Annotated in this window: 17 protein-coding genes; 1 reads left to right on the plus strand and 16 read right to left on the minus strand. The window is 72.2% G+C overall.

Features of this window, described 5'->3' with window-relative positions; translation table 11 throughout:
- Positions 1-46: 46 nt before the first annotated feature.
- The 12 genes from ACFU7Y_RS19960 to ACFU7Y_RS20015 all read right to left on the minus strand — a co-directional run bounded on the left by ACFU7Y_RS19960 (position 47) and on the right by ACFU7Y_RS20015 (position 13,584).
- Positions 47-205: a hypothetical protein gene (locus tag ACFU7Y_RS19960; protein ID WP_224280447.1), complete on the minus strand. Its 159-nt coding sequence runs from the start codon at positions 203-205 to the stop codon at positions 47-49.
- A gap of 330 nt (positions 206-535) precedes the next feature.
- Positions 536-2,047, minus strand: a complete 1,512-nt coding sequence (gene gatB / locus ACFU7Y_RS19965) for an Asp-tRNA(Asn)/Glu-tRNA(Gln) amidotransferase subunit GatB (RefSeq protein ID WP_380769065.1) — start codon at positions 2,045-2,047, stop codon at positions 536-538.
- A gap of 73 nt (positions 2,048-2,120) precedes the next feature.
- Positions 2,121-2,381 carry a hypothetical protein gene (locus ACFU7Y_RS19970; RefSeq protein ID WP_224280443.1) on the minus strand — a complete coding sequence of 87 codons (261 nt, stop codon included), beginning with the start codon at positions 2,379-2,381 and terminating at the stop codon, positions 2,121-2,123.
- Positions 2,378-3,871 (minus strand): Asp-tRNA(Asn)/Glu-tRNA(Gln) amidotransferase subunit GatA, encoded by a 1,494-nt coding sequence (gene gatA / locus ACFU7Y_RS19975; RefSeq protein ID WP_224280441.1) that lies wholly within the window; start codon positions 3,869-3,871, stop codon positions 2,378-2,380. The genes ACFU7Y_RS19970 and gatA overlap by 4 nt, the downstream gene beginning before the upstream one ends.
- A 5-nt stretch (positions 3,872-3,876) precedes the next feature.
- Positions 3,877-4,173 (minus strand): Asp-tRNA(Asn)/Glu-tRNA(Gln) amidotransferase subunit GatC, encoded by a 297-nt coding sequence (gene gatC / locus ACFU7Y_RS19980; RefSeq protein ID WP_030057414.1) that lies wholly within the window; start codon positions 4,171-4,173, stop codon positions 3,877-3,879.
- A gap of 196 nt (positions 4,174-4,369) precedes the next feature.
- Complete coding sequence (locus ACFU7Y_RS19985; protein WP_224280431.1) at positions 4,370-6,142, minus strand: bifunctional diguanylate cyclase/phosphodiesterase; 1,773 nt, start codon at positions 6,140-6,142, stop codon at positions 4,370-4,372.
- Between the two features lie 322 nt (positions 6,143-6,464).
- Complete coding sequence (gene ligA / locus ACFU7Y_RS19990) at positions 6,465-8,753, minus strand: NAD-dependent DNA ligase LigA (RefSeq protein ID WP_380769067.1); 2,289 nt, start codon at positions 8,751-8,753, stop codon at positions 6,465-6,467.
- A gap of 19 nt (positions 8,754-8,772) precedes the next feature.
- On the minus strand, positions 8,773-9,783 hold the full coding sequence (locus ACFU7Y_RS19995) for a methionine synthase (protein ID WP_380769069.1): 1,011 nt from the start codon (positions 9,781-9,783) through the stop codon (positions 8,773-8,775).
- 155 nt (positions 9,784-9,938) lie between these two features.
- The gene (locus tag ACFU7Y_RS20000; RefSeq protein WP_224280424.1) at positions 9,939-10,628 is read right to left on the minus strand and encodes an SDR family oxidoreductase; all 690 of its coding nucleotides are present in this window, start codon (positions 10,626-10,628) and stop codon (positions 9,939-9,941) included.
- 13 nt (positions 10,629-10,641) lie between these two features.
- Entirely contained in the window at positions 10,642-11,166 is a 525-nt protein-coding gene (locus tag ACFU7Y_RS20005; protein ID WP_224280422.1) for a TIGR00730 family Rossman fold protein, read from the minus strand.
- A 51-nt stretch (positions 11,167-11,217) separates the two neighbouring features.
- On the minus strand, positions 11,218-12,354 hold the full coding sequence (mnmA, locus tag ACFU7Y_RS20010; RefSeq protein WP_224280420.1) for a tRNA 2-thiouridine(34) synthase MnmA: 1,137 nt from the start codon (positions 12,352-12,354) through the stop codon (positions 11,218-11,220).
- 48 nt (positions 12,355-12,402) lie between these two features.
- Complete coding sequence (locus ACFU7Y_RS20015) at positions 12,403-13,584, minus strand: cysteine desulfurase family protein (RefSeq protein WP_380769072.1); 1,182 nt, start codon at positions 13,582-13,584, stop codon at positions 12,403-12,405.
- A 197-nt stretch (positions 13,585-13,781) separates the two neighbouring features.
- Between ACFU7Y_RS20015 and ACFU7Y_RS20020 the strand changes: the two genes are divergently transcribed.
- Positions 13,782-14,549 carry an IclR family transcriptional regulator gene (locus ACFU7Y_RS20020; RefSeq protein ID WP_380769074.1) on the plus strand — a complete coding sequence of 256 codons (768 nt, stop codon included), beginning with the start codon at positions 13,782-13,784 and terminating at the stop codon, positions 14,547-14,549.
- On the opposite strand, the gene ACFU7Y_RS20025 is transcribed toward ACFU7Y_RS20020, so the two are convergent.
- The 4 genes from ACFU7Y_RS20025 to ACFU7Y_RS20040 form a co-directional block, all read right to left on the minus strand.
- Positions 14,455-15,114: a trimeric intracellular cation channel family protein gene (locus tag ACFU7Y_RS20025; protein WP_380769076.1), complete on the minus strand. Its 660-nt coding sequence runs from the start codon at positions 15,112-15,114 to the stop codon at positions 14,455-14,457. The genes ACFU7Y_RS20020 and ACFU7Y_RS20025 overlap by 95 nt on opposite strands.
- A gap of 350 nt (positions 15,115-15,464) precedes the next feature.
- The gene (locus ACFU7Y_RS20030) at positions 15,465-16,511 is read right to left on the minus strand and encodes an ABC transporter ATP-binding protein (RefSeq protein WP_224280965.1); all 1,047 of its coding nucleotides are present in this window, start codon (positions 16,509-16,511) and stop codon (positions 15,465-15,467) included.
- Between the two features lie 34 nt (positions 16,512-16,545).
- The gene (locus tag ACFU7Y_RS20035; RefSeq protein WP_224280964.1) at positions 16,546-17,616 is read right to left on the minus strand and encodes an ABC transporter ATP-binding protein; all 1,071 of its coding nucleotides are present in this window, start codon (positions 17,614-17,616) and stop codon (positions 16,546-16,548) included.
- Positions 17,613-18,623 carry an ABC transporter permease gene (locus ACFU7Y_RS20040; protein ID WP_224280963.1) on the minus strand — a complete coding sequence of 337 codons (1,011 nt, stop codon included), beginning with the start codon at positions 18,621-18,623 and terminating at the stop codon, positions 17,613-17,615. The genes ACFU7Y_RS20035 and ACFU7Y_RS20040 overlap by 4 nt, the downstream gene beginning before the upstream one ends.
- Between the last annotated feature and the right edge of the window lie 46 nt (positions 18,624-18,669).

Below are 18,669 nucleotides of genomic sequence, written 5' to 3' on the forward strand. Positions count from 1 at the left end.
GTCTCCCCCTCCGGAGCTCCTTCGGCACCGTCCTGGTGCCGCACCGTCAGCATTCGGGCCGACGCACGGGGCGCCGCTGGAAGCGGGCGGCCACCGGGCGCTGCCGCAGGCGGCGCGCCTGCTTGGCCTCGCGCACCAGGCGCTCGTGCTCGGCGCGGGCCACGAGCTCGTGGGCCTCTTGCTGGAAGGTCTGGTACTCGATCATTTCGGTTCCCCCTGCGGGTCTCACTGCGTTTCGCTGACGAGTAAGAGCTTCCTCTGCCAGTGGGGGGTGCCGCATCGGGAGCCTGCCGCATCTTCCGGGGCCCGGATGCCTTAGATCGGGCGCAGATCGGGCGCCGGAAAAGGTTTAAGGCCCGGCCGCACCTCATTACAGAGGTGAGACCGGGCCTTAGGCCTTACTTAGAGGGCCTTAGATGCCTTAGATGCCTTAGGAAGACAGGGTTGACAGCCTAGGCGGCGCCTCAGGCGGACACACCCAGCTTCTCCAGGCTGTGCTCACTGTCCTTCCGCGGCAAGCCGCTCCAGGCTGTGCTCACTGTCCTTCCGCAGCAAGCCGCTCCAGGATCAGGTCCTTGACGCGGGCCGCGTCGGCCTGGCCGCGGGTGGCCTTCATGACCGCACCGACCAGCGCGCCCACGGCCTGGACCTTGCCGTCGCGGATCTTGGCGGCGATCGCCTCGTTCTCGGCGATGGCCTGGTCGACGGCGGCGCCCAGCGCGGAGTCGTCCGAGACCACGGCCAGGCCGCGCTTCTCGACGATCTCGTCCGGCTCGCCCTCTCCGGCCAGCACGCCCTCGATGACCTGGCGGGCCAGCTTGTCGTTCAGCTTGCCCTCGGCGACCAGCGCGGCGACCCGGGCGACCTGCGCCGGGGTGATCGGCTGCTCGCTCAGCTCGGTGCCGGTCTCGTTGGCGCGGCGGGCCAGCTCGCCCAGCCACCACTTGCGGGCCTGGTCGGCCGGGGCACCGGCCGCGATGGTCTCCTGGATCAGCTCCACCGCACCGGCGTTGAGGACGGACTGCATGTCCTTGTCGGACAGGCCCCACTCGGCCTGGAGCCGGGCGCGGCGCACCCGCGGCAGCTCGGGCAGGGCGGCGCGCAGCTCCTCGACCCACTCGCGGGAGGGGGCCACCGGCACCAGGTCCGGCTCGGGGAAGTAGCGGTAGTCCTCGGCGTTGTCCTTGATCCGGCCCGAGGTGGTGGTGCCGTTGTCCTCGTGGAAGTGGCGGGTCTCCTGGACGATGGTGCCGCCGTCGGTCAGCACGGTGGCGTGCCGCTGGATCTCGAACCGGGCGGCCCGCTCCACGCTGCGCAGCGAGTTGACGTTCTTGGTCTCCGAGCGGGTGCCGAAAGTCTCGGTGCCGTTCGGGCGCAGCGACAGGTTGACGTCGCAGCGCATCTGGCCCTTGTCCATCCGGGCCTCGGAGACGTCGAGCGAGCGGATCACCTCGCGCAGCTCGGCGACGTACGCCTTGGCGACCTCGGGGGCGCGCTCGCCGGCGCCGACGATCGGCTTGGTGACGATCTCGATCAGCGGGATGCCGGCCCGGTTGTAGTCGAGCAGCGAGTGGGTGGCGCCGTGGATGCGGCCGGTGGCCCCGCCGACGTGGCTGGACTTGCCGGTGTCCTCCTCCATGTGGGCGCGCTCGATCTCCACGCGGAAGGTCGAGCCGTCCTCCAGCTGCACGTCGAGGTAGCCGTTGAAGGCGATCGGCTCGTCGTACTGCGAGGTCTGGAAGTTCTTGGGCATGTCCGGGTAGAAGTAGTTCTTCCGCGCGAACCGGCACCACTCGGCGATCTCGCAGTTCAGCGCCAGGCCGATCTTGACGGCCGACTCGACGCCGACCGCGTTGACCACCGGCAGCGAACCCGGCAGGCCCAGGCAGGTGGGGCAGGTCTGGCTGTTCGGCTCGGCGCCCAGCTCGGTCGAGCAACCGCAGAACATCTTGGTCTTGGTACCGAGCTCGACGTGGACCTCAAGGCCCATCACCGGGTCGTACGACGCGAGAGCGTCCTCGTAGGAGACCAGGTTCATGACGCTCACAGCGTCCCTTCTCACTTGAAGCTTGGGAGGTACGGGCCCGGCCGCCGCGTGGCGCGGGGCCGGGCCGGGGCGCTCAGCCCAGCAGCACGTCGTCGGAGCCCAGCTGACGCAGCTCGCGCACCAGCAGGGCGGTGCCGGTGACCAGCGCGGCCGCACCGATCAGGGCGTTGACCAGCTTGAGGGTGTCGCTCTCCTCGCGGGCCTTGCGGACGTCCTTGGCGATGGAGATCGCGCCGAACGCGCTGGTGCCGATGGACAGCCAGAGGCCGGGCTTGCTGTGCTTCCACCCCTTGAGCGAAGCGGACTGGGCCTTGGCCTTCTCGATCTTGCTCACAGTGCCGGTGCCTCCTCCAGCAGGGTGTGCCCCCACTTGTCGTTGAGTGCGGCCTCGACGGCGCCGCCCACGCGGTACAGGCGGTCGTCCGCCATCGCGGGTGCGATGATCTGCAGGCCGACCGGGAGATTGTCCTCCGGCGCCAGACCGACCGGCAGCGACATGGCCGCGTTGCCCGCCAGGTTCGACGGAATCGTGCACAGGTCCGCCAGGTACATCGCCATCGGGTCGTCGGCACGCTCGCCGATCGGGAAGGCGGTGGTCGGCGTGGTCGGCGAGACCAGGACGTCCACGCCCGCGAAGGCGGCGTCGAAGTCGCGCGAGATGAGCGTGCGGACCTTCTGGGCCGAACCGTAGTAGGCGTCGTAGTAGCCCGAGGACAGCGCGTAGGTGCCCAGGATGATGCGGCGCTTGACCTCGGGGCCGAAGCCGGCCTCGCGGGTCAGGGCGGTGACGTCCTCGGCCGAACGGCTGCCGTCGTCGCCGACCCGCAGGCCGTAGCGCATCGCGTCGAAGCGGGCCAGGTTGGAGGAGCACTCGCTGGGCGCGATCAGGTAGTACGCCGGCAGCGCCAGGGTGAAGGACGGGCAGGAGACCTCGACGACCTCGGCGCCCAGCTCGCGCAGCAGCTCCACCGACTCGTTGAAGCGCTGCATCACGCCGGCCTGGTAGCCCTCGCCGGCGAACTCCTTGACGACGCCGATCCGCATGCCGCGGATGTCGCGCATCCTGGCGGCCTCGACCACGGCCGGGACCGGCGCGTCGATCGAGGTGGAGTCCAGCGGGTCGTGCCCGGCGATGGCCTCGTGCAGCAGCGCCGCGTCCAGCACGGTGCGGGCGCACGGGCCGCCCTGGTCCAGGCTGCTGGAGAACGCCACCAGGCCGTAGCGGGACACCGAGCCGTAGGTCGGCTTGACGCCGACGGTGCCGGTGACGGCGCCGGGCTGACGGATCGAGCCGCCGGTGTCGGTGCCGATCGCCAGCGGGGCCTCGAAGGCGGCCAGCGCGGCGGCCGAACCGCCGCCGGAGCCGCCGGGGATGCGGGAGAGGTCCCACGGGTTGCCGGTCACGCCGTACGCGGAGTTCTCGGTGGAGGAGCCCATCGCGAACTCGTCCATGTTGGTCTTGCCGAGGATGACCACGTCAGCGTCCTTGAGACGGCTGGTCAGCGTGGCGTCGTACGGCGGGATCCAGCCTTCGAGCATCTTCGAGCCGCAGGTGGTCGGGATGCCCTTGGTGGTGAAGACGTCCTTGAGCGCGAGCGGGACGCCGGCCAGCGGGCCCAGCTCCTCGCCCTTGGCGCGCTTCGCGTCGACGGCCTTGGCCGCGGCCAGCGCGCCCTCGGTGTCGACGTGCAGGAAGGCGTTGACCTTCTTGTCGACCGCGTCGATGCGGTCCAGGTGGGCCTGCGCGACCTCGACGGCGGACACCTCGCCCTTGGCGATGGCGCTCGCGGTCTCGGCGGCGGTGAAACGGATCAGCTCGGTCATCTCGGTCAGTCCTCCCCGAGGATCTGCGGCACACGGAAACGCTGCTCCTCGGCGGCGGGGGCGCCGGACAGCGCCTGCTCCGGGGTGAGCGACGGCCGCACCTCGTCCGCACGCATGACGTTGGTCAGCGGCAGCGGGTGGGAGGTCGGCGGGACGTCCTGTCCGGCGACCTCGGAAACGCGGGCGACCGCGCCGATGATCACGTCGAGCTGCTCGGCGAAGTGGTCCAGCTCTTCGGGCTTCAGCTCAAGACGCGACAGCCGGGCGAGGTGGGCGACCTCCTCGCGCGTGATGCCAGGCATGCAGCGATCCTCAGGGTGAGTTCTGGTGAGACCCGGCGGTGCCTTGCGGGCGGTGCCGGGCCCGGGCAGGAGCAGCCGGGTTCGGCGCTCCGTCCTCATGGTCTTTGGACCCCATCCTATGGGGCCCGTCCCCCACCCCGGCCAACGAGTGAGCCGCGGCGCCCGTCACCGGCTCGGCCGCGGCGTCCGGCGGGCGCTACTGCGGCCTGCTGCGGGCCCAGCCCTGCGGCTTGATCTCCCTGTGCGCGGCCTGCGCCACCTGGGCCACCGGCGGCAACGTGGGCGGGAGGGTCGGCGGCAGCGCCGGCGGCCTGGCCGGCTGGGCGATCGGCTTGGCGTTCTGGACCGGCTGGAAGCCGGCGTGCAGCTGGGGCGGCACGCCGAGGCGCTCCACCGGCGGGGCGCCGGTGCGGTGCACCCGCAGCCAGGCGGTGGCCTGCTCGGCCGGCAGCGCGGCCGACACCAGCCAGCCCTGGACGGCGTCCACGCCCATGCAGTGCAGCCGCTCCCAGGTCTCGTCGTCCTCGACGCCCTCGGCGACCACGGTCAGGCCCAGCGAGTGGGCGAGCTCCACCGAGCAGCGGACCACCGCCGCGTCGTGGTCGTCGGCGACCATCCGGGAGACGAAGGAGCGGTCGATCTTCAGCTCGCCGACCGGCAGGCTCCGCAGCCGCACCAGCGAGGAGTGCCCGGTGCCGAAGTCGTCCAGGGACATCCCGACGCCGTAGCCGCGCAGCTCGGCCAGGGTGTCGGCGGCCCGCCGGGAGTCGTCCAGCAGCAGCCGCTCGGTGATCTCCAGCTGGAGCGCGTGGGCGGGCACCTGGTGGCGCACGAGGTGGCCGGCCACCCGCTGGGCGAAGCCGGGGTTGAGCACGTCGCGCGGCGAGACGTTGACCGCGACCTGCACCTGGAGGCCCTGGTCGCGCCAGTACGCGAGCTGGCCGACGGCCGCCTCCAGCACGTAGTCGGTGAGCCGGGGCATCAGGCCGCTGGATTCGGCGAGCCCGACGAACTCGTCCGGCGAGACCTTCCCCTGGCCGGGCCGCTCCCAGCGCAGCAGTGCCTCCAGTCCGACCACCCGGCCGTCGAAGGCCACCTTCGGCTGGTAGTGCAGTTGCACCTCGCCGGTCTCCAGCGCCCGGCGCAGGTCCCCCAGCAGCCCGATCCGGTACGGGGTGTCGGCGTCCTGGGTCTCGTCGTACTGGGCGACGCCGCAGCATCCGCGCTGGGCGTGGCCCATCGCGACGTCGGCCCGGCGCAGCAGCGACTCGGCGTCCTGGGCGTGCTGCGGGTAGACGCAGACGCCGCCGCTGGCCTCCAGGACGAGCAGCAGCCCGTCCAGCCGGATCGGGGCGGCGAGTTCGGCGATCAGCGCCTTGGCGACCCGCTCCAGGCTGTCCGGGCAGTTGATGCCGGGCAGCAGGACGGCGAACTCGTCGCCGCCCATCCGGGCCACCATCGGGCGGCCGCGGCGGTAGTGCCGGGGCAGGCCGGCGAAGACGTCGTCGATGGACTCCCGGGTGGCGCTGCCGGCCGGGCCGCCGGAGCGCAGCGCCCGGTGCAGCCGGCGGGCGATGTGAACCAGCAGCCGGTCACCCGCCGTATGGCCAAGTGTGTCGTTGAGTGATCGGAAGCGATCGAGATCGAGCAGGATGAGACCGACGCTGTAGCCCTGCTCACACCCCGCGATCGCCTCCTGGGCGGCCAGCAGCAGGGCCTGACGGTTGGGCAGGTCCGTCAGCGGGTCGGTCAGCTGATCGCGGGCGCGGTCGCGGGCGATCCGCCAGGCCGCCACCAGCACCGCCAGGGGCACGGCGAACAGCGGCAGCAACTCGGGTTCGTACCGGTAGACCAGGACGGCCAGCGGGATGAGCGGCGCGGCTCCGGCCAGCAGCACGCCGAGCAGCAGGACCGCACCCGCCACCCCCTGCGGCGGGCGTGTGGGCGCACCGCCGGTCGTACGATCCATAAGCCCTGTCCTCCGTCGGGCCCGCCCCGTCAGGCCGCCTTACGGTGAGGCACCGTGCCGGTACCGACAGCTGCCGGGCATGGAGCGACCCCGAGGAGCACCGGCCCAGCCGGTGCCCCCACCCCTGCTGACACTCTGTTGCGCTCCAGGGTAAGCCGGGGTCCACCCGGTGGGCAGACTTTCGGACAACCGGAAACGCGCCACCGCGCACGGGTGTCGCACAGTGACACAATGCCCGCTTTCACTGCACGGCACCCGGTGACGCTGCATCAGGACGATAACAACACCGGCCCGGCCGGCGGCCGCTCGGGTCGGCCCCGGATCAGCCCTCGGCGGGCTCCCCCTTCGCCGGCGCGACCTCCTCCGGCTCCGGAAGTCCCAGGTGGGCGCGGGCGGCGGACGGCCCGTCGGCGAGCAGGACGGCGAACCCCGCGTCGTCCAGGACCGGCAGGCCGAGCTGAACAGCCTTGTCGTACTTGGACCCGGGATTGTCACCGGCGACCACGAAATCGGTCTTCTTCGAAACCGAACCGGTCACCTTCGCTCCGCGCGAGGTCAGCGCCTCCTTGGCGCCGTCCCGGGTGTGGCCGGCCAGGGTGCCCGTCACCACGACGGTCAGACCCTCCAGCGGGCGCTCCGCCTCCTCCTCGTCCGCGAACTCCTCGGCGAAGCGGACACCGTCCGCCTCCCAGTTCCCGAGGATCTCCTGGTGCCACCCCTCCGCGTACCACTCCTGGATCGAGCGGGCGATGGTCGGACCGACGCCCTCGACGGCCGCCAGCTGCTCCTCGCTCGCCTCGAAGATCTTCCTCAGATCGCGGAACTCCCGGGCCAGCGCCTGCGCGGCGACCGGACCGACGTGCCGGATCGACAGGCCGTTGACGAACCGCCAGAGCGGCCGGTCCTTCGCCGCCGCGAGGTTGTCGATCAGGGCCTGGAGCGACTTCTTCGGCTCGCCCTTGGTGGTGGCGAAGAAGAAGACCTCCTTCTCCTTGCCCGTCCGATCGTCCAGCTTCGGCATGCCGGTCTTCGGGTCCCGGACCAGCACCTTGATCGGCAGCAGCTTCTCCTGCGTCAGCCGGAAGATGTCGGCCTCGTTCCTCACCGGCGCCTCGGCCGGCTCCAGCGGCTGGGTCAGCGCGGTGGCCGCGACGTAGCCGAGACCCTCCACGTCCAGGCACTGCCGCCCGCCGAGGAAGGCGATCCGCTCCCGGATCTGCGCCGGGCAGCGCTCCGCGTTCGGGCAGCGCAGATCGATGTCCCCCTCGGCCATCGGGCGCAGCTCGCTGCCGCACTCCGGACAGTGCGAGGGCATCACGAAGGCCTGCTCGGTGCCGTCCCGCAGGTCGTAGACCGGGCCGAGGATCTCCGGGATGACGTCGCCGGCCTTGCGCAGCACCACGGTGTCGCCGAGCAGCACGTCCTTGGCCTTGACGACCTCCTGGTTGTGCAGCGTCGCGTACTGCACCATCGAGCCGGCCACCTTCACCGGCTCGGCCAGCACCGCGTACGGGGTGGCCCGGCCGGTGCGGCCGATGCCGACCTTGATCTCGGCCAGCTTGCCGGTGACCTCCTCCGGCGGGTACTTCCAGGCGATCGCCCAGCGCGGGGACTTCGAGGTGGCGCCGAGCCGGCCCTGGAGGGCGATCTCGTCCACCTTCACCACGACACCGTCGATCTCGTGCTCGACCGAGTGCCGCTGCTCGCCGAAGTGCTTGATGAAGGCCCGCACCTCGGCGAGCGTCCCGACCACCTTGTTGTGCCGGGCGGTGGGCAGGCCCCAGTCGTGCAGCAGCTGGTAGGCGTGCGACTGGTTGTCGATGTCGAAGCCGACCCGGGCGCCGATGCCGTGCACCACCATGTGCAGCGGGCGGGAGGCGGTGACGTGCGGGTCCTTCTGGCGCAGCGAACCGGCGGCGGCGTTGCGGGGGTTCATGAACAGCCGGATCATCGCCCGGGGCCGCCTGCCCTCCTTGGCGCGCTCCTCGTTCTCCTGCCGGCGGCGCTCGTTCTCCTCCGCGAAGGAGGCGTTGAGCGCGTCGAAGGCCTCGGTCGGGAAGTAGACCTCGCCGCGGATCTCCACCAGCTCCGGGATGTCGTCACCCTTGAGCTGGTGCGGGATCTCCTTGATGGTGCGGACGTTGGCGGTGATGTCCTCGCCGACCCGGCCGTCGCCGCGCGTCGCCGCCTGCACCAACTGGCCGTTCTCGTAGGTGAGGTTGACGGCCAGGCCGTCCACCTTGAGCTCGCACAGGTAGTGGTAGTCGATGCCGTGCAGCTCGGTGGCGACCCGCTCGGCCCAGGCCGCCAGCTCGTCGTCGTCCATCGCGTTGTCCAGGCTGAGCAGCCGCTCGCGGTGCTCGACCTCGGCGAACAGCTCGGTGGGGGCGCCGCCGACCCGCTGCGTCGGCGAGTCCGGCGTCACCAGGGCCGGGTGCTCGGCCTCCAGCGACTCCAGCTCCCGCATCAGCGCGTCGAACTCGGCGTCGCTGACGACCGGCGCGTCCTGCTCGTAGTACCGGACCCGGTGATCGGTGATCTCCTGCGCCAGCTCGGCGTGCCGCCTGCGCACCTCCGCCGGGACGTCCTCCCAGCCCTCGACAGCCGTCACCGCAAGCCCTCCTACGTTCTCATTCCGGGTTGTCCACCAGGCTCTGTGCCGCCCGCGCCGCAGACGACAGCGCCCTGCGCGCGTACGCCGGGGAGGCCCCGGCCAGCCCGCAGGTCGGCGTCACCAGCACGCGGCGGCCCAGCAGCTCCGGGGCGAACCCGAGCCTGCGCCACAGGGTCCTGACACCCTGGACACTACCGGCAGGGTCGGACACCGCCTGGTCAGTGGCGGGGACGACACCAGCGAGGATCATCGTGCCGCCCTCCACGGCCTCGCCGAGGTCGTCGTCCTGGCGCTCGGTGAGGAGGGAGAAGTCCAGGGAGATCCCGGCGACCCCGGCCCGGCGCAGCAGCGGGACCGGGACGTCCGGCGCGCAGGAGTGCACCACCACGGGCGCGTCGAGGCTCCCGACCACCTCGCGCAGCACCTCCTCGGCGACCTGCCGGTCGACGGCGCGCAGCCGCTGGAAGCCGCTGGCGGTCTTCACCGACCCGGCCAGGACGGCGGGCAGCGAGGGCTCGTCCAGCTGCAGCACGGCCTCGGCGCCGGGCACCCGCTTGCGGACGTCCGCGAGGTGGCGGCGCAGGCCCTCGGTGAGCGAGCCGGCGATGTCCCGGCAGGCGCCGGGGTCGGAGAGCGCCTTCTCGCCGTGCTTGAGCTCGATGCTCGCCGCCAGCGTCCAGGGGCCGACGGCCTGGACCTTGAGCGCGCCCTGGTAGCCCTGGGTGAACTCCTCCAGTGCGTCCAGGTCCTCACCGAGCCAGGAGTGGGACCGCCGGGTGTCCCGGCCGGGGCGGTCGGTGAACCGCCAGCCGCTCGGCTCGGTCTGCGCGAACAGCTCGACCAGCAGGCCGGCGCCGCGCCCGATCATGTCGGCGCCCGGCCCGCGCGCGGGCAGCTCGGGCAGGAACGGCAGGTGCTCCAGTGCGCCGGTGGAGGTCTTGGCCGCCTCCCGGGCGTCGGTGCCGGGCAGCGAGCCGACGCCGGTGGCGGCGCCGCGCAGGTCGGGGAAGGGGTGTGGGGTGCTCACCCGTCCGAGCCTACTCAGCCGGACGGGCCCCGTGCCGAGCGCGGGGGCTCGGTACCGGGGCCGTCCGCGCGGGGCGCGGGGTCGGTACCGGAAGGCCTGCCCGAACTCCGGTGTGCGCGTGGGAAGTCGGCCGGGCCGACTTCCCACGCGGCGGCCTACCGCCCCGGGCGGACGGTGATGTCGGTGATCTCCGCGTCGCGGGAGGCGTCGAGGGCGGCGAGGATCGCCCTGGCGACGGACTCGGGCTCGATCCAGCGGCCCGCGTCGTACTCCTTGCCCTCCTGCTGGTGCACCTTGACCTGCATCGCGGTGGCGGTGCGGCCCGGGTAGACGGAGGTGACCCGGACGCCGTTGGCGTGCTCCTCCTGGCGCAGCGAGTCGGCGAGCGCCTTGAGGCCGTGCTTGCTGGCCGCGTACGCGGACCAGTCGGCGTGGGCGTTGAGGCCGGCACCGGAGTTGACGAAGAGCACGTGGCCCTTGACGAGCCGGATCGACGGCAGCAGGAGTCGGGTCAGCTCGGCGGGGGCGACGAGGTTGACGTTGAGCGTCTCCTGCCAGGCCTTGACGGGCAGGTCGCCGACCGGGCCGAGCTCGACCGTGCCCGCGACGTGCAGCAGCGAGTCCAGCTCGACGGGCAGCTGCTGGTGCCCGAAGGCCCAGGAGAGCTTGCCCGGGTCGCCGAGGTCCCCGACGAGGGTCTTGGCCCCGGGGAAGCGCTCGCGCAGTTCGGCGGCCCGCCGGGCGTCGCGGGCCAGCAGCCAGAGCTCGTCCCCGCGCTCGGCGAGCTTCTCGGCCAGGACGGCGCCGATGCCGGAGCCGGCGCCGGTGATCAGATGTGCAGCCATGGCCCCGATCCTCTCAGGCCTTGAGCTGGGCGAAGACGTCGGCGGGCGTGTCCGCGAAGGTGATCAGCTCGGCGAGCGGGCGGGGCAGGAAGCCCTCGGCGTCCATCCGCTCCATCTGGGTGCGCAGGCCCGAGTAGAAGCCCTCGGTGTCCAGGACGACCACCGGCTTGTCGAACATCCCGTGCTTCTTGAGTTCCAGCACCTCGGTGACCTCGTCCAGGGTGCCCAGCCCGCCGACCAGGACGACGATCGCGTCGGCCCGCGAGGCCAGCTCCGCCTTGCGCTCCGGGAGGTCGGCGGTCCACACCAGCTCGTCGGCTCCGACGTACGCCTTGTGCTTCAGCATCTCGACCATCACACCGACGAGTCGGCCACCCGCCGCCTTCACCTCATCGGCGAGCAGCCCCATCAGCCCGGCGTTCGAGCCACCCCACACCAGGGTGTGCCCGCCCTCCCCCAGGAGCCGGGCGAACTCCGCGGCGGGGACGGAGTAGCGGTCGTCGAGCGAGTACGCGGAGCAGAAGACACAGATATTCATAGTCCGACTGGTCTATCACGCCCCGCTACCGGCTCTCCCAGGTGCTGCCGCTCAGGCGGTGACGGCCGGGCGCTCCGTCGTCGCGATGGTGGCCGAACCGACGACGCGGGTGCCGTCGTACACCACCACGGCCTGGCCGGGGGCGATCCCTCGCACCGGGGTGTCCAGTTGCACCCGCAGCTCGCCGTCGACCACCGAGGCGCTCACCGGCACCTCCTCGCCGTGGGCCCGCAGCTGGGCGGTGTAGCGGCCGTCGGCCAGCGGCTCGGTGCCGCACCAGCGGGGGCGGATGGCGGTGAGCCCGGTGACGTCGAGGCCCTCGACCGGGCCGACCGTCACGGTGTTGTTCACCGGGGAGATGTCCAGCACGTAGCGCGGCTTGCCGTCGGCCGCCGGGCGGCCGATCCGCAGGCCCTTGCGCTGGCCGATGGTGAAGCCGTACGCACCGTCGTGCTCGCCGAGCTTGGTGCCGTCGACGTCGAGGATGTCGCCGGTCGCGGTGCCGAGGTGCTTGGCCAGGAAGCCCTGGGTGTCACCGTCGGCGATGAAGCAGATGTCGTGGCTGTCGGGCTTCTTGGCGACGGCCAGGCCGCGGCGCTCGGCCTCCGCCCGGATCTCCTCCTTGGTCGTGTCACCGAGCGGGAAGAGCGAGTGGGCGAGCTGGTCGGCGTCGAGGACGCCCAGCACGTACGACTGGTCCTTGGCGGCGTCGACGGCGCGGTGCAGCTCGCGCGAGCCGTCGGGCAGGTCGACGATGCGGGCGTAGTGGCCGGTGCAGACGGCGTCGAAGCCCAGTGCGATCGCCTTGTCCAGCAGCGCCGCGAACTTGATCTTCTCGTTGCAGCGCAGGCACGGGTTGGGCGTCCGCCCGGCCGCGTACTCGGCGACGAAGTCGTCGATCACGTCCTCACGGAAGCGCTCGGCGAGGTCCCAGACGTAGAAGGGGATGCCGATCACGTCGGCCGCCCGCCAGGCGTCCCGGGAGTCCTCGATGGTGCAGCAACCGCGCGCGCCGGTCCGGAAGGACTGCGGGTTGGCGGAGAGCGCCAGGTGGACGCCCGTCACCTCGTGCCCCGCTTCGACGGCGCGGGCGGCGGCGACGGCGGAGTCGACTCCGCCGGACATCGCCGCGAGCACGCGCAGACGGCCGGTGGACGGAGTGGTCGGGGCACCCGGGAAGTCAGTCATGATGGCAACAAGGGTACGGGGTGGCCCGCCTGTTCCCGGAAGCCGAGATCAGCGCCGTACCGACGCCAGCCCGGCGTTGCGCGCCCGCTGCACCACCGGCCCGATGGCCTCCGCCAGCGCCGTGACGTCCTCGCGCACCGAGGTGTGCCCGAGCGAGAACCGCAGCGAGGCGCGGGCCAGCAGCGGGTCGACGCCCATCGCGAGCAGCACGTGGCTGGGCTGCGGCACCCCGGCCGAGCAGGCGGAGCCCGTCGAGCACTCGATGCCCTGGGCGTCCAGCAGCATCAGCAGCGCGTCGCCCTCGCAGCCGGGGAAGGAGAAGTGCGCGTTGGCGGGCAGCCGGCCCTCCGGCGAGGGGTCGCCGTTGTACACCGCGTCCGGCACGGCGGCGAGGACGGCGGCCACCAGCTCGTCCCGCAGCGCGCCCAGCGTGACGGCGTGCTCGGCCCGGTGTTCCACCGCCCAGGCCGCGGCGGCGGCGAAGCCGGCCGCGCCGGGGGCGTCCAGGGTGCCGGAGCGCACGTCGCGCTCCTGGCCGCCGCCGTGCAGCAGCGGTACCGGCGAGGCGCCCCGGGAGAGCAGCAGCGCGCCGATGCCGAACGGGCCGCCGATCTTGTGCCCGGTGACGGTGAGCGCGGTGAGCCCCGACTCGGCGAAGGAGACCGGGACCTGACCGAGCGCCTGCACCGCGTCGGCGTGCACCGGGATGCCGTACTCGGCCGCCACGGCGGTCAGTTCGCGCACCGACTGGACGGTGCCGACCTCGTTGTTGGCCCACATCACGGTGACCAGCGCCACAGTGGCCGGATCGCGTTCGATCGCCGCGCGCAGCGCCTCCGGGTGCACCCGGCCCAGCGGGTCCACCGGCAGGTACTCGACGTCGGCGCCCTCGTGCTCGGAGAGCCAGTGCACCGCGTCCAGCACCGCGTGGTGCTCGACCGGGCTGCACAGCACCCGGGTCCGGACCGGGTCGGCGTCCCGGCGGGCCCAGTACAGGCCCTTGACCGCCAGGTTGTCGGACTCGGTGCCGCCGCCGGTGAGCACGATCTCGCTGGGGCGGGCGCCCAGGGACTCGGCCAGCGACTCCCGGGACTCCTCGACCACCCGGCGGGCCCGGCGGCCGGCCGCGTGCAGGGCCGAGGCGTTGCCGACCACCCCCAGGTGCGCCGTCATCGCGGCGATCGCCTCGGGCAGCATCGGCGTGGTCGCCGCATGGTCCAGGTATGGCATAACCATCCGATTGTAGAGCGCGGCACCGTACGGGGTTCCGGGCCGGGGCATCGATCCAGCCACCCACCGCCCGCACCGGTTCGGGCGCACGGCGGACGCACCACAGCCGGACGGCTACGTCCGGCACTGGTTTGTACCACTGAGCCACCCAGCGGTTAGCCTGACGCCACCAGTCAGCCGGATCCACGGGAAACGCCATGTCGCAGTCGGTCGACCGCGCGCTGACCCTGCTCGACGCACTCGGCGACGCGCCGCTCTCGCTGGAGCAGGCCGCCAGCAGCCTCGGGGTGCACAAGTCCACCGCCCTGCGGCTGCTGCGCACCCTGGAGGAGCACGGCTTCGCCCGCCGCCAGCCGGACCTGCGCTACCGGATCGGCGGCCGGGTGCTCTCGCTGGCCCACCGCGCGCTGGAGGACTTCGACGTCCGGCAGGTCGCCGCGCCGTACCTGGCCGCGCTCAACGCCCGCTGCGGCTACACCGTCCGGCTCGCCGTGCTGGACGACGGCGAGGTGCTCTACCTGGACGAGGTGGCCGGGCTGCCGGGTGCCGAGCCGTCCCGGATCGGGCGCCGGGCCCCGGTCGACGGGACGGCGGTCGGCCGGGTGCTGCTCGCCGGACTGTCCGCGGACGGCGCCCGCGAGGAGCCCGAGCTGGCCGCGGTGCGCCGCCGGGGCTGGGCGGCCGAGTCCTACGAGCACCGGGAGGCGGTGACCTGCGTGGCCGCGCCGGTCGCGGGCAGCGGCGGGCGGACGGTCGCGGCCTGTGCGCTGAGCGCCCCGGCGAGCGAGGTGCCGCCGGCCGAACTGGCCCGGATGGTGCCGGAACTGCTCTGCACCGCCGAGGCGATCTCGCTCGCGTACGGCGGCTCGCCTACTCCTCGCTGGTGCGAGAACCGTTGCGGTGCCAGGCCCGCGGGGCACGCCAGCCGTACTTCAGCGCGAGCATCCGCAGCCCGAAGGCGGTGAATGCGGCGGCGGTGCCGGTCACGCCGGTGAGCCGGTCGGCGGCGATCAGCAGCGCGACCACGGTGGCGCCGACCAGGGCCGGGACGGCGTAGATCTCCCGGTCCCAGCGCAGCAGCGAGGGGATCTCCCCGGCCAGCACGTCGCGGATCACGCCGCCGCCGGCCGCGGTCACCATGCCGAGCGCGATCGCCGCGACCGAGCCGAGCCCGAAGTCGTGCGCCTTGGCGGTGCCGGTGACGCAGAACAGCCCGAGCCCGAGCGCGTCCAGGGTCTGCACCGCCCGGTTGATCCGCTCGACCTCCGGGTGCAGGAAGAACACCACCAGCGCGGCGGCCAGCGGGGTCATGAAGTAGCCGAGGTTGGTGAACGCGGCGACCGGGGTCGCGCCGATCACCAGGTCGCGCATCACCCCGCCGCCCAGGGCGGTGACCTCCGCCAGCACACAGATTCCGAAGATGTCCATGTTCTTGCGGACGGCGAGCAGACCCCCGGAGAGGGCGAAGACGAATATGCCGACGAGGTCCAGCGACTGCTGCACGTCGGACGGGAAGAGCTGGGATGTCACCGTCCATGTGTACCCGATGTGCCCGGGTGCTCCGGCGAACGATCATGCTTCGGACACCAACGCCCCGTGGGAGACCGGGCGAACCCGCTCCCCGCAGCCGCCCGGGCCCGCACCGGGCGGAGCCGGCCGACGGCGCACGGACGACGAAGAGGCCGCCCGCCCCGGAACCCCGGGGTGGGCGGCCTCTGTCGCACGAGCGCCGACCGTCAGGAGCCGGCGGCGTCGGCCGGCACGTTCTGCTCGGGGCCGCGCTGGTCGTTCCCCTCGCCAAGCTCGGGACTGTGCTAGTCGTTCCCCTCGCCAAGCTCGGGACTGTGCTAGTCGTTCCCCTCGCCAAGCTCGGGACTGTGCTAGTCGTTCCCCTCGCCAAGCTCGGGGAAGTGACAAGCCACCTGGTGCCCGGTCTTGAGCGCCACCAGCGGCGGCTCCTGGCTCGCGCACACGTCCTGCGCCTTCCAGCACCGGGTGCGGAAGCGGCAGCCGCTGGGCGGGTTGATCGGCGAGGGGACGTCGCCCTTGAGCAGGATGCGCTCGCGGCCCGCGCGCTGGCGGCGGCGCGGGTCGGGGACGGGCACCGCGGACATCAGCGCGTTGGTGTACGGGTGCATCGGGCTGCTGTAGAGCGAGTCCCGGTCGGCGATCTCCACGATCTTGCCGAGGTACATCACCGCGACCCGGTCCGAGACGTGCCGGACCACCGAGAGGTCGTGCGCGATGATCAGGTAGGTCAGTCCGAGCTCCTGCTGGAGGTCGTCCAGCAGGTTGACCACCTGCGCCTGGATCGAGACGTCCAGCGCGGAGACCGGCTCGTCCGCGACGATCATCTTCGGCTTCAGCGCGAGCGCCCGGGCGATGCCGATGCGCTGGCGCTGCCCGCCGGAGAACTCGTGCGGGTAGCGGTTGTAGTGCTCGGGGCTGAGCCCGCACAGTTCCAGCAGTTCCTGGACGGTCTTCTTGAGCCCGGCCTCCGGCACCGCGTTCTGGAGCCTGAACGGCGCGCCGACGATGGTGCCGACGGTGTGCCGGGGGTTCAGCGAGGAGTACGGGTCCTGGAAGATCATCTGGATGTCGCGGCGCAGCGGCCGCATCGCCCCGACGCCCAGGTGGGTGATGTCGGTGCCCTCGAACTCGATGGTCCCACCGGTCGGTTCGTCGAGCCGGGTGACCAGTCGGCCCATGGTCGACTTGCCGCAGCCGGACTCGCCCACGACGCCCAGCGTCTCGCCGGCGTTGACCGTGAAGTCGATGCCGTCCACGGCCCGCACCGCGCCGGTCTGGCGCCGCAGCAGCCCGCTGCGGATCGGGAAGTGCCGGGTCAGGCCGGTCACCTTCAGCAGCGGTTCGCGGTCGGAGGCGGGTGCCGGCGACGGGATCGGGGCCGCCTGAGTGTCCGTCATCGGTTCTCTCCAGAAAGGTGGTACGAGGCCGGGCTCACAGCCGGGGCGCGATCTCTTCGGCGAAGATGCGGTGCCGCTCGTCGGCCGACAGGTGGCAGGCCGCGAAGTGCCCGGGCGCGGCCTCGGCCAGCACCGGGAGCTCGCTCGTGGAGCGCCCGTCGGTCAGGGCGGCGTACGGGCAGCGCGGGTGGAAGGCGCAGCCCGTCGGCACGTTGATCAGGCTGGGCGGGGTGCCCTTGACCGGGACGAGCCGGTCCTGGAGCTCCCGGTCCAGTCGCGGCATCGAGCCCAACAGGCCCCAGGTGTAGGGGTGTTCGGGCGCGTCGAAGAGGGTCTCGGCCGGGCCGCGCTCGACGCACTTGCCGCCGTACATGACCAGGATGTCGTCGGCCAGCTCGGCGACCACCCCGAGGTCGTGGGTGATGATGATGACGGCGGAGCCGAACTCCTCCTGGAGGTCACGGATGAGGTCCAGGATCTGTGCCTGGACGGTGACGTCCAGGGCGGTGGTGGGCTCGTCGGCGATCAGCAGCGAGGGGTCGTTGACCAGCGCCATGGCGATCATGGCGCGCTGGCGCATGCCGCCGGAGAACTGGTGCGGGTAGTCGTCCACCCGGCGGTCGGGCTGCGGGATGCCGACCCGGTCGAGCATCTCGACCGCGCGGGCCCGGGCCTGCTTCTTGTTCGCCTCGGGGTGGTGCACCCGGTAGGCCTCGACGATCTGCTGCCCCACCGTGTAGTAGGGGTGCATCGCGGTCAGCGGGTCCTGGAAGATCATCGCCATGTCCCGGCCGCGCAGTTGGCGCACCCGGTCCGGGCCGGCCGCGATCAGGTCCTCGCCGTTCAGCCGGATCTCGCCGCTGATCCGGGCCCGCTTGGAGCGGTGCAGGCCCATGATGCCCAGCGAGGTGACGGACTTGCCGGAGCCGGACTCGCCGACGATGCCGAGGGTGCGTCCCTTGTGCAGGTCGAAGCTGACCCCGTCCACCGAGCGGACCAGGCCGTCGTCGGTGTCGAAGTGGATCCGCAGGTCGCGGACCGAGAGGAAGGGGTCGCCGGACGGGGTCTGCGCGGCGTCCGCCGGGGTCTTCTGGAGGTCGGTCACGAGAGCCTCACCCGGGGGTCGACGAGGGCGTACAGGAGGTCGACCACGAGGTTGCAGGCGACGATGAAGAAGGCGGCGAGCAGGGTGACGCCGAGGATCTTGGGCAGGTCGTTGTCGGAGATCGCCTGGACGGCGAACTGGCCGACGCCCTGGAGCGAGAAGACCTGCTCGGTGATCAGCGCGCCGCCGAGCAGCAGCCCGAGGTCCATGCCGAAGATCGTGACGATCGGGGTGAGCGCGGCGCGCAGCCCGTGCCGGGTGACGACCTTGCTCTCGACCAGGCCCTTGGCCCGGGCGGTGCGGATGTAGTCCTCGCTCATGGTCTCCAGCATTCCGGCGCGGGTGAGCCGGGCGTAGAGGGCGGAGTAGAGGAAGGCCAGCGAGATCCAGGGCAGGATCAGGTTGCGGGCCCACATCAGCGGGTCGTCGGTGAAGTCGACGTAGTGCAGGTTGTCCAGGATCGGCCACTCGTAGCTGAACAGCGTGAGCAGCAGCGCGCCGGTGAAGAAGACCGGCAGCGAGACGCCGGCGAGGGCGACGCCCATGGAGAGCCGGTCGAAGATCGACCGCGGCTTGAGGGCGGAGACGACGCCGGTGGCGACGCCGGAGACCAGCCAGAGCACGGCCGCGCCGGCGGCCAGCGACATGGTGACCGGGATCCGCTTGGACAGCTCGGGCCAGACCTCCAGGTGGTTCTTGAAGGAGTAGCCGAAGCAGGGGACGTGGCAGGTGGCCGGTTCCGGCCCGAACTTGTACTCGGCGCCGCTGACCAGCCCCTTGAGGAAGTTCCAGTACTGGGAGTACAGCGGCTGGTCGAGGCCGAGGTTCTGCTTGACCGCCGCGATCGCCTCGGGTGAGGGGTTCTTCCCGATGTACTGGGCGGCCAGTTGGTCGGCCGTCTCGCCGGCGAGTCGCGGGAGCAGGAAGAAGATCGCGAAGGTGACCGCGCTGACGACCAGCAGCAGAATCACCGCCGCGAAGATCCTGCGGATGATGTAGGCAAACACAGTTGGGCGGCTCCGGCGGCCCGCCGCCGTCCGGGGTCTTCCGGAC

It is taken from the genome of Kitasatospora sp. NPDC057542 (genome assembly GCF_042801945.1).
Taxonomy (GTDB): Bacteria; Actinomycetota; Actinomycetes; order Streptomycetales; family Streptomycetaceae; genus Kitasatospora.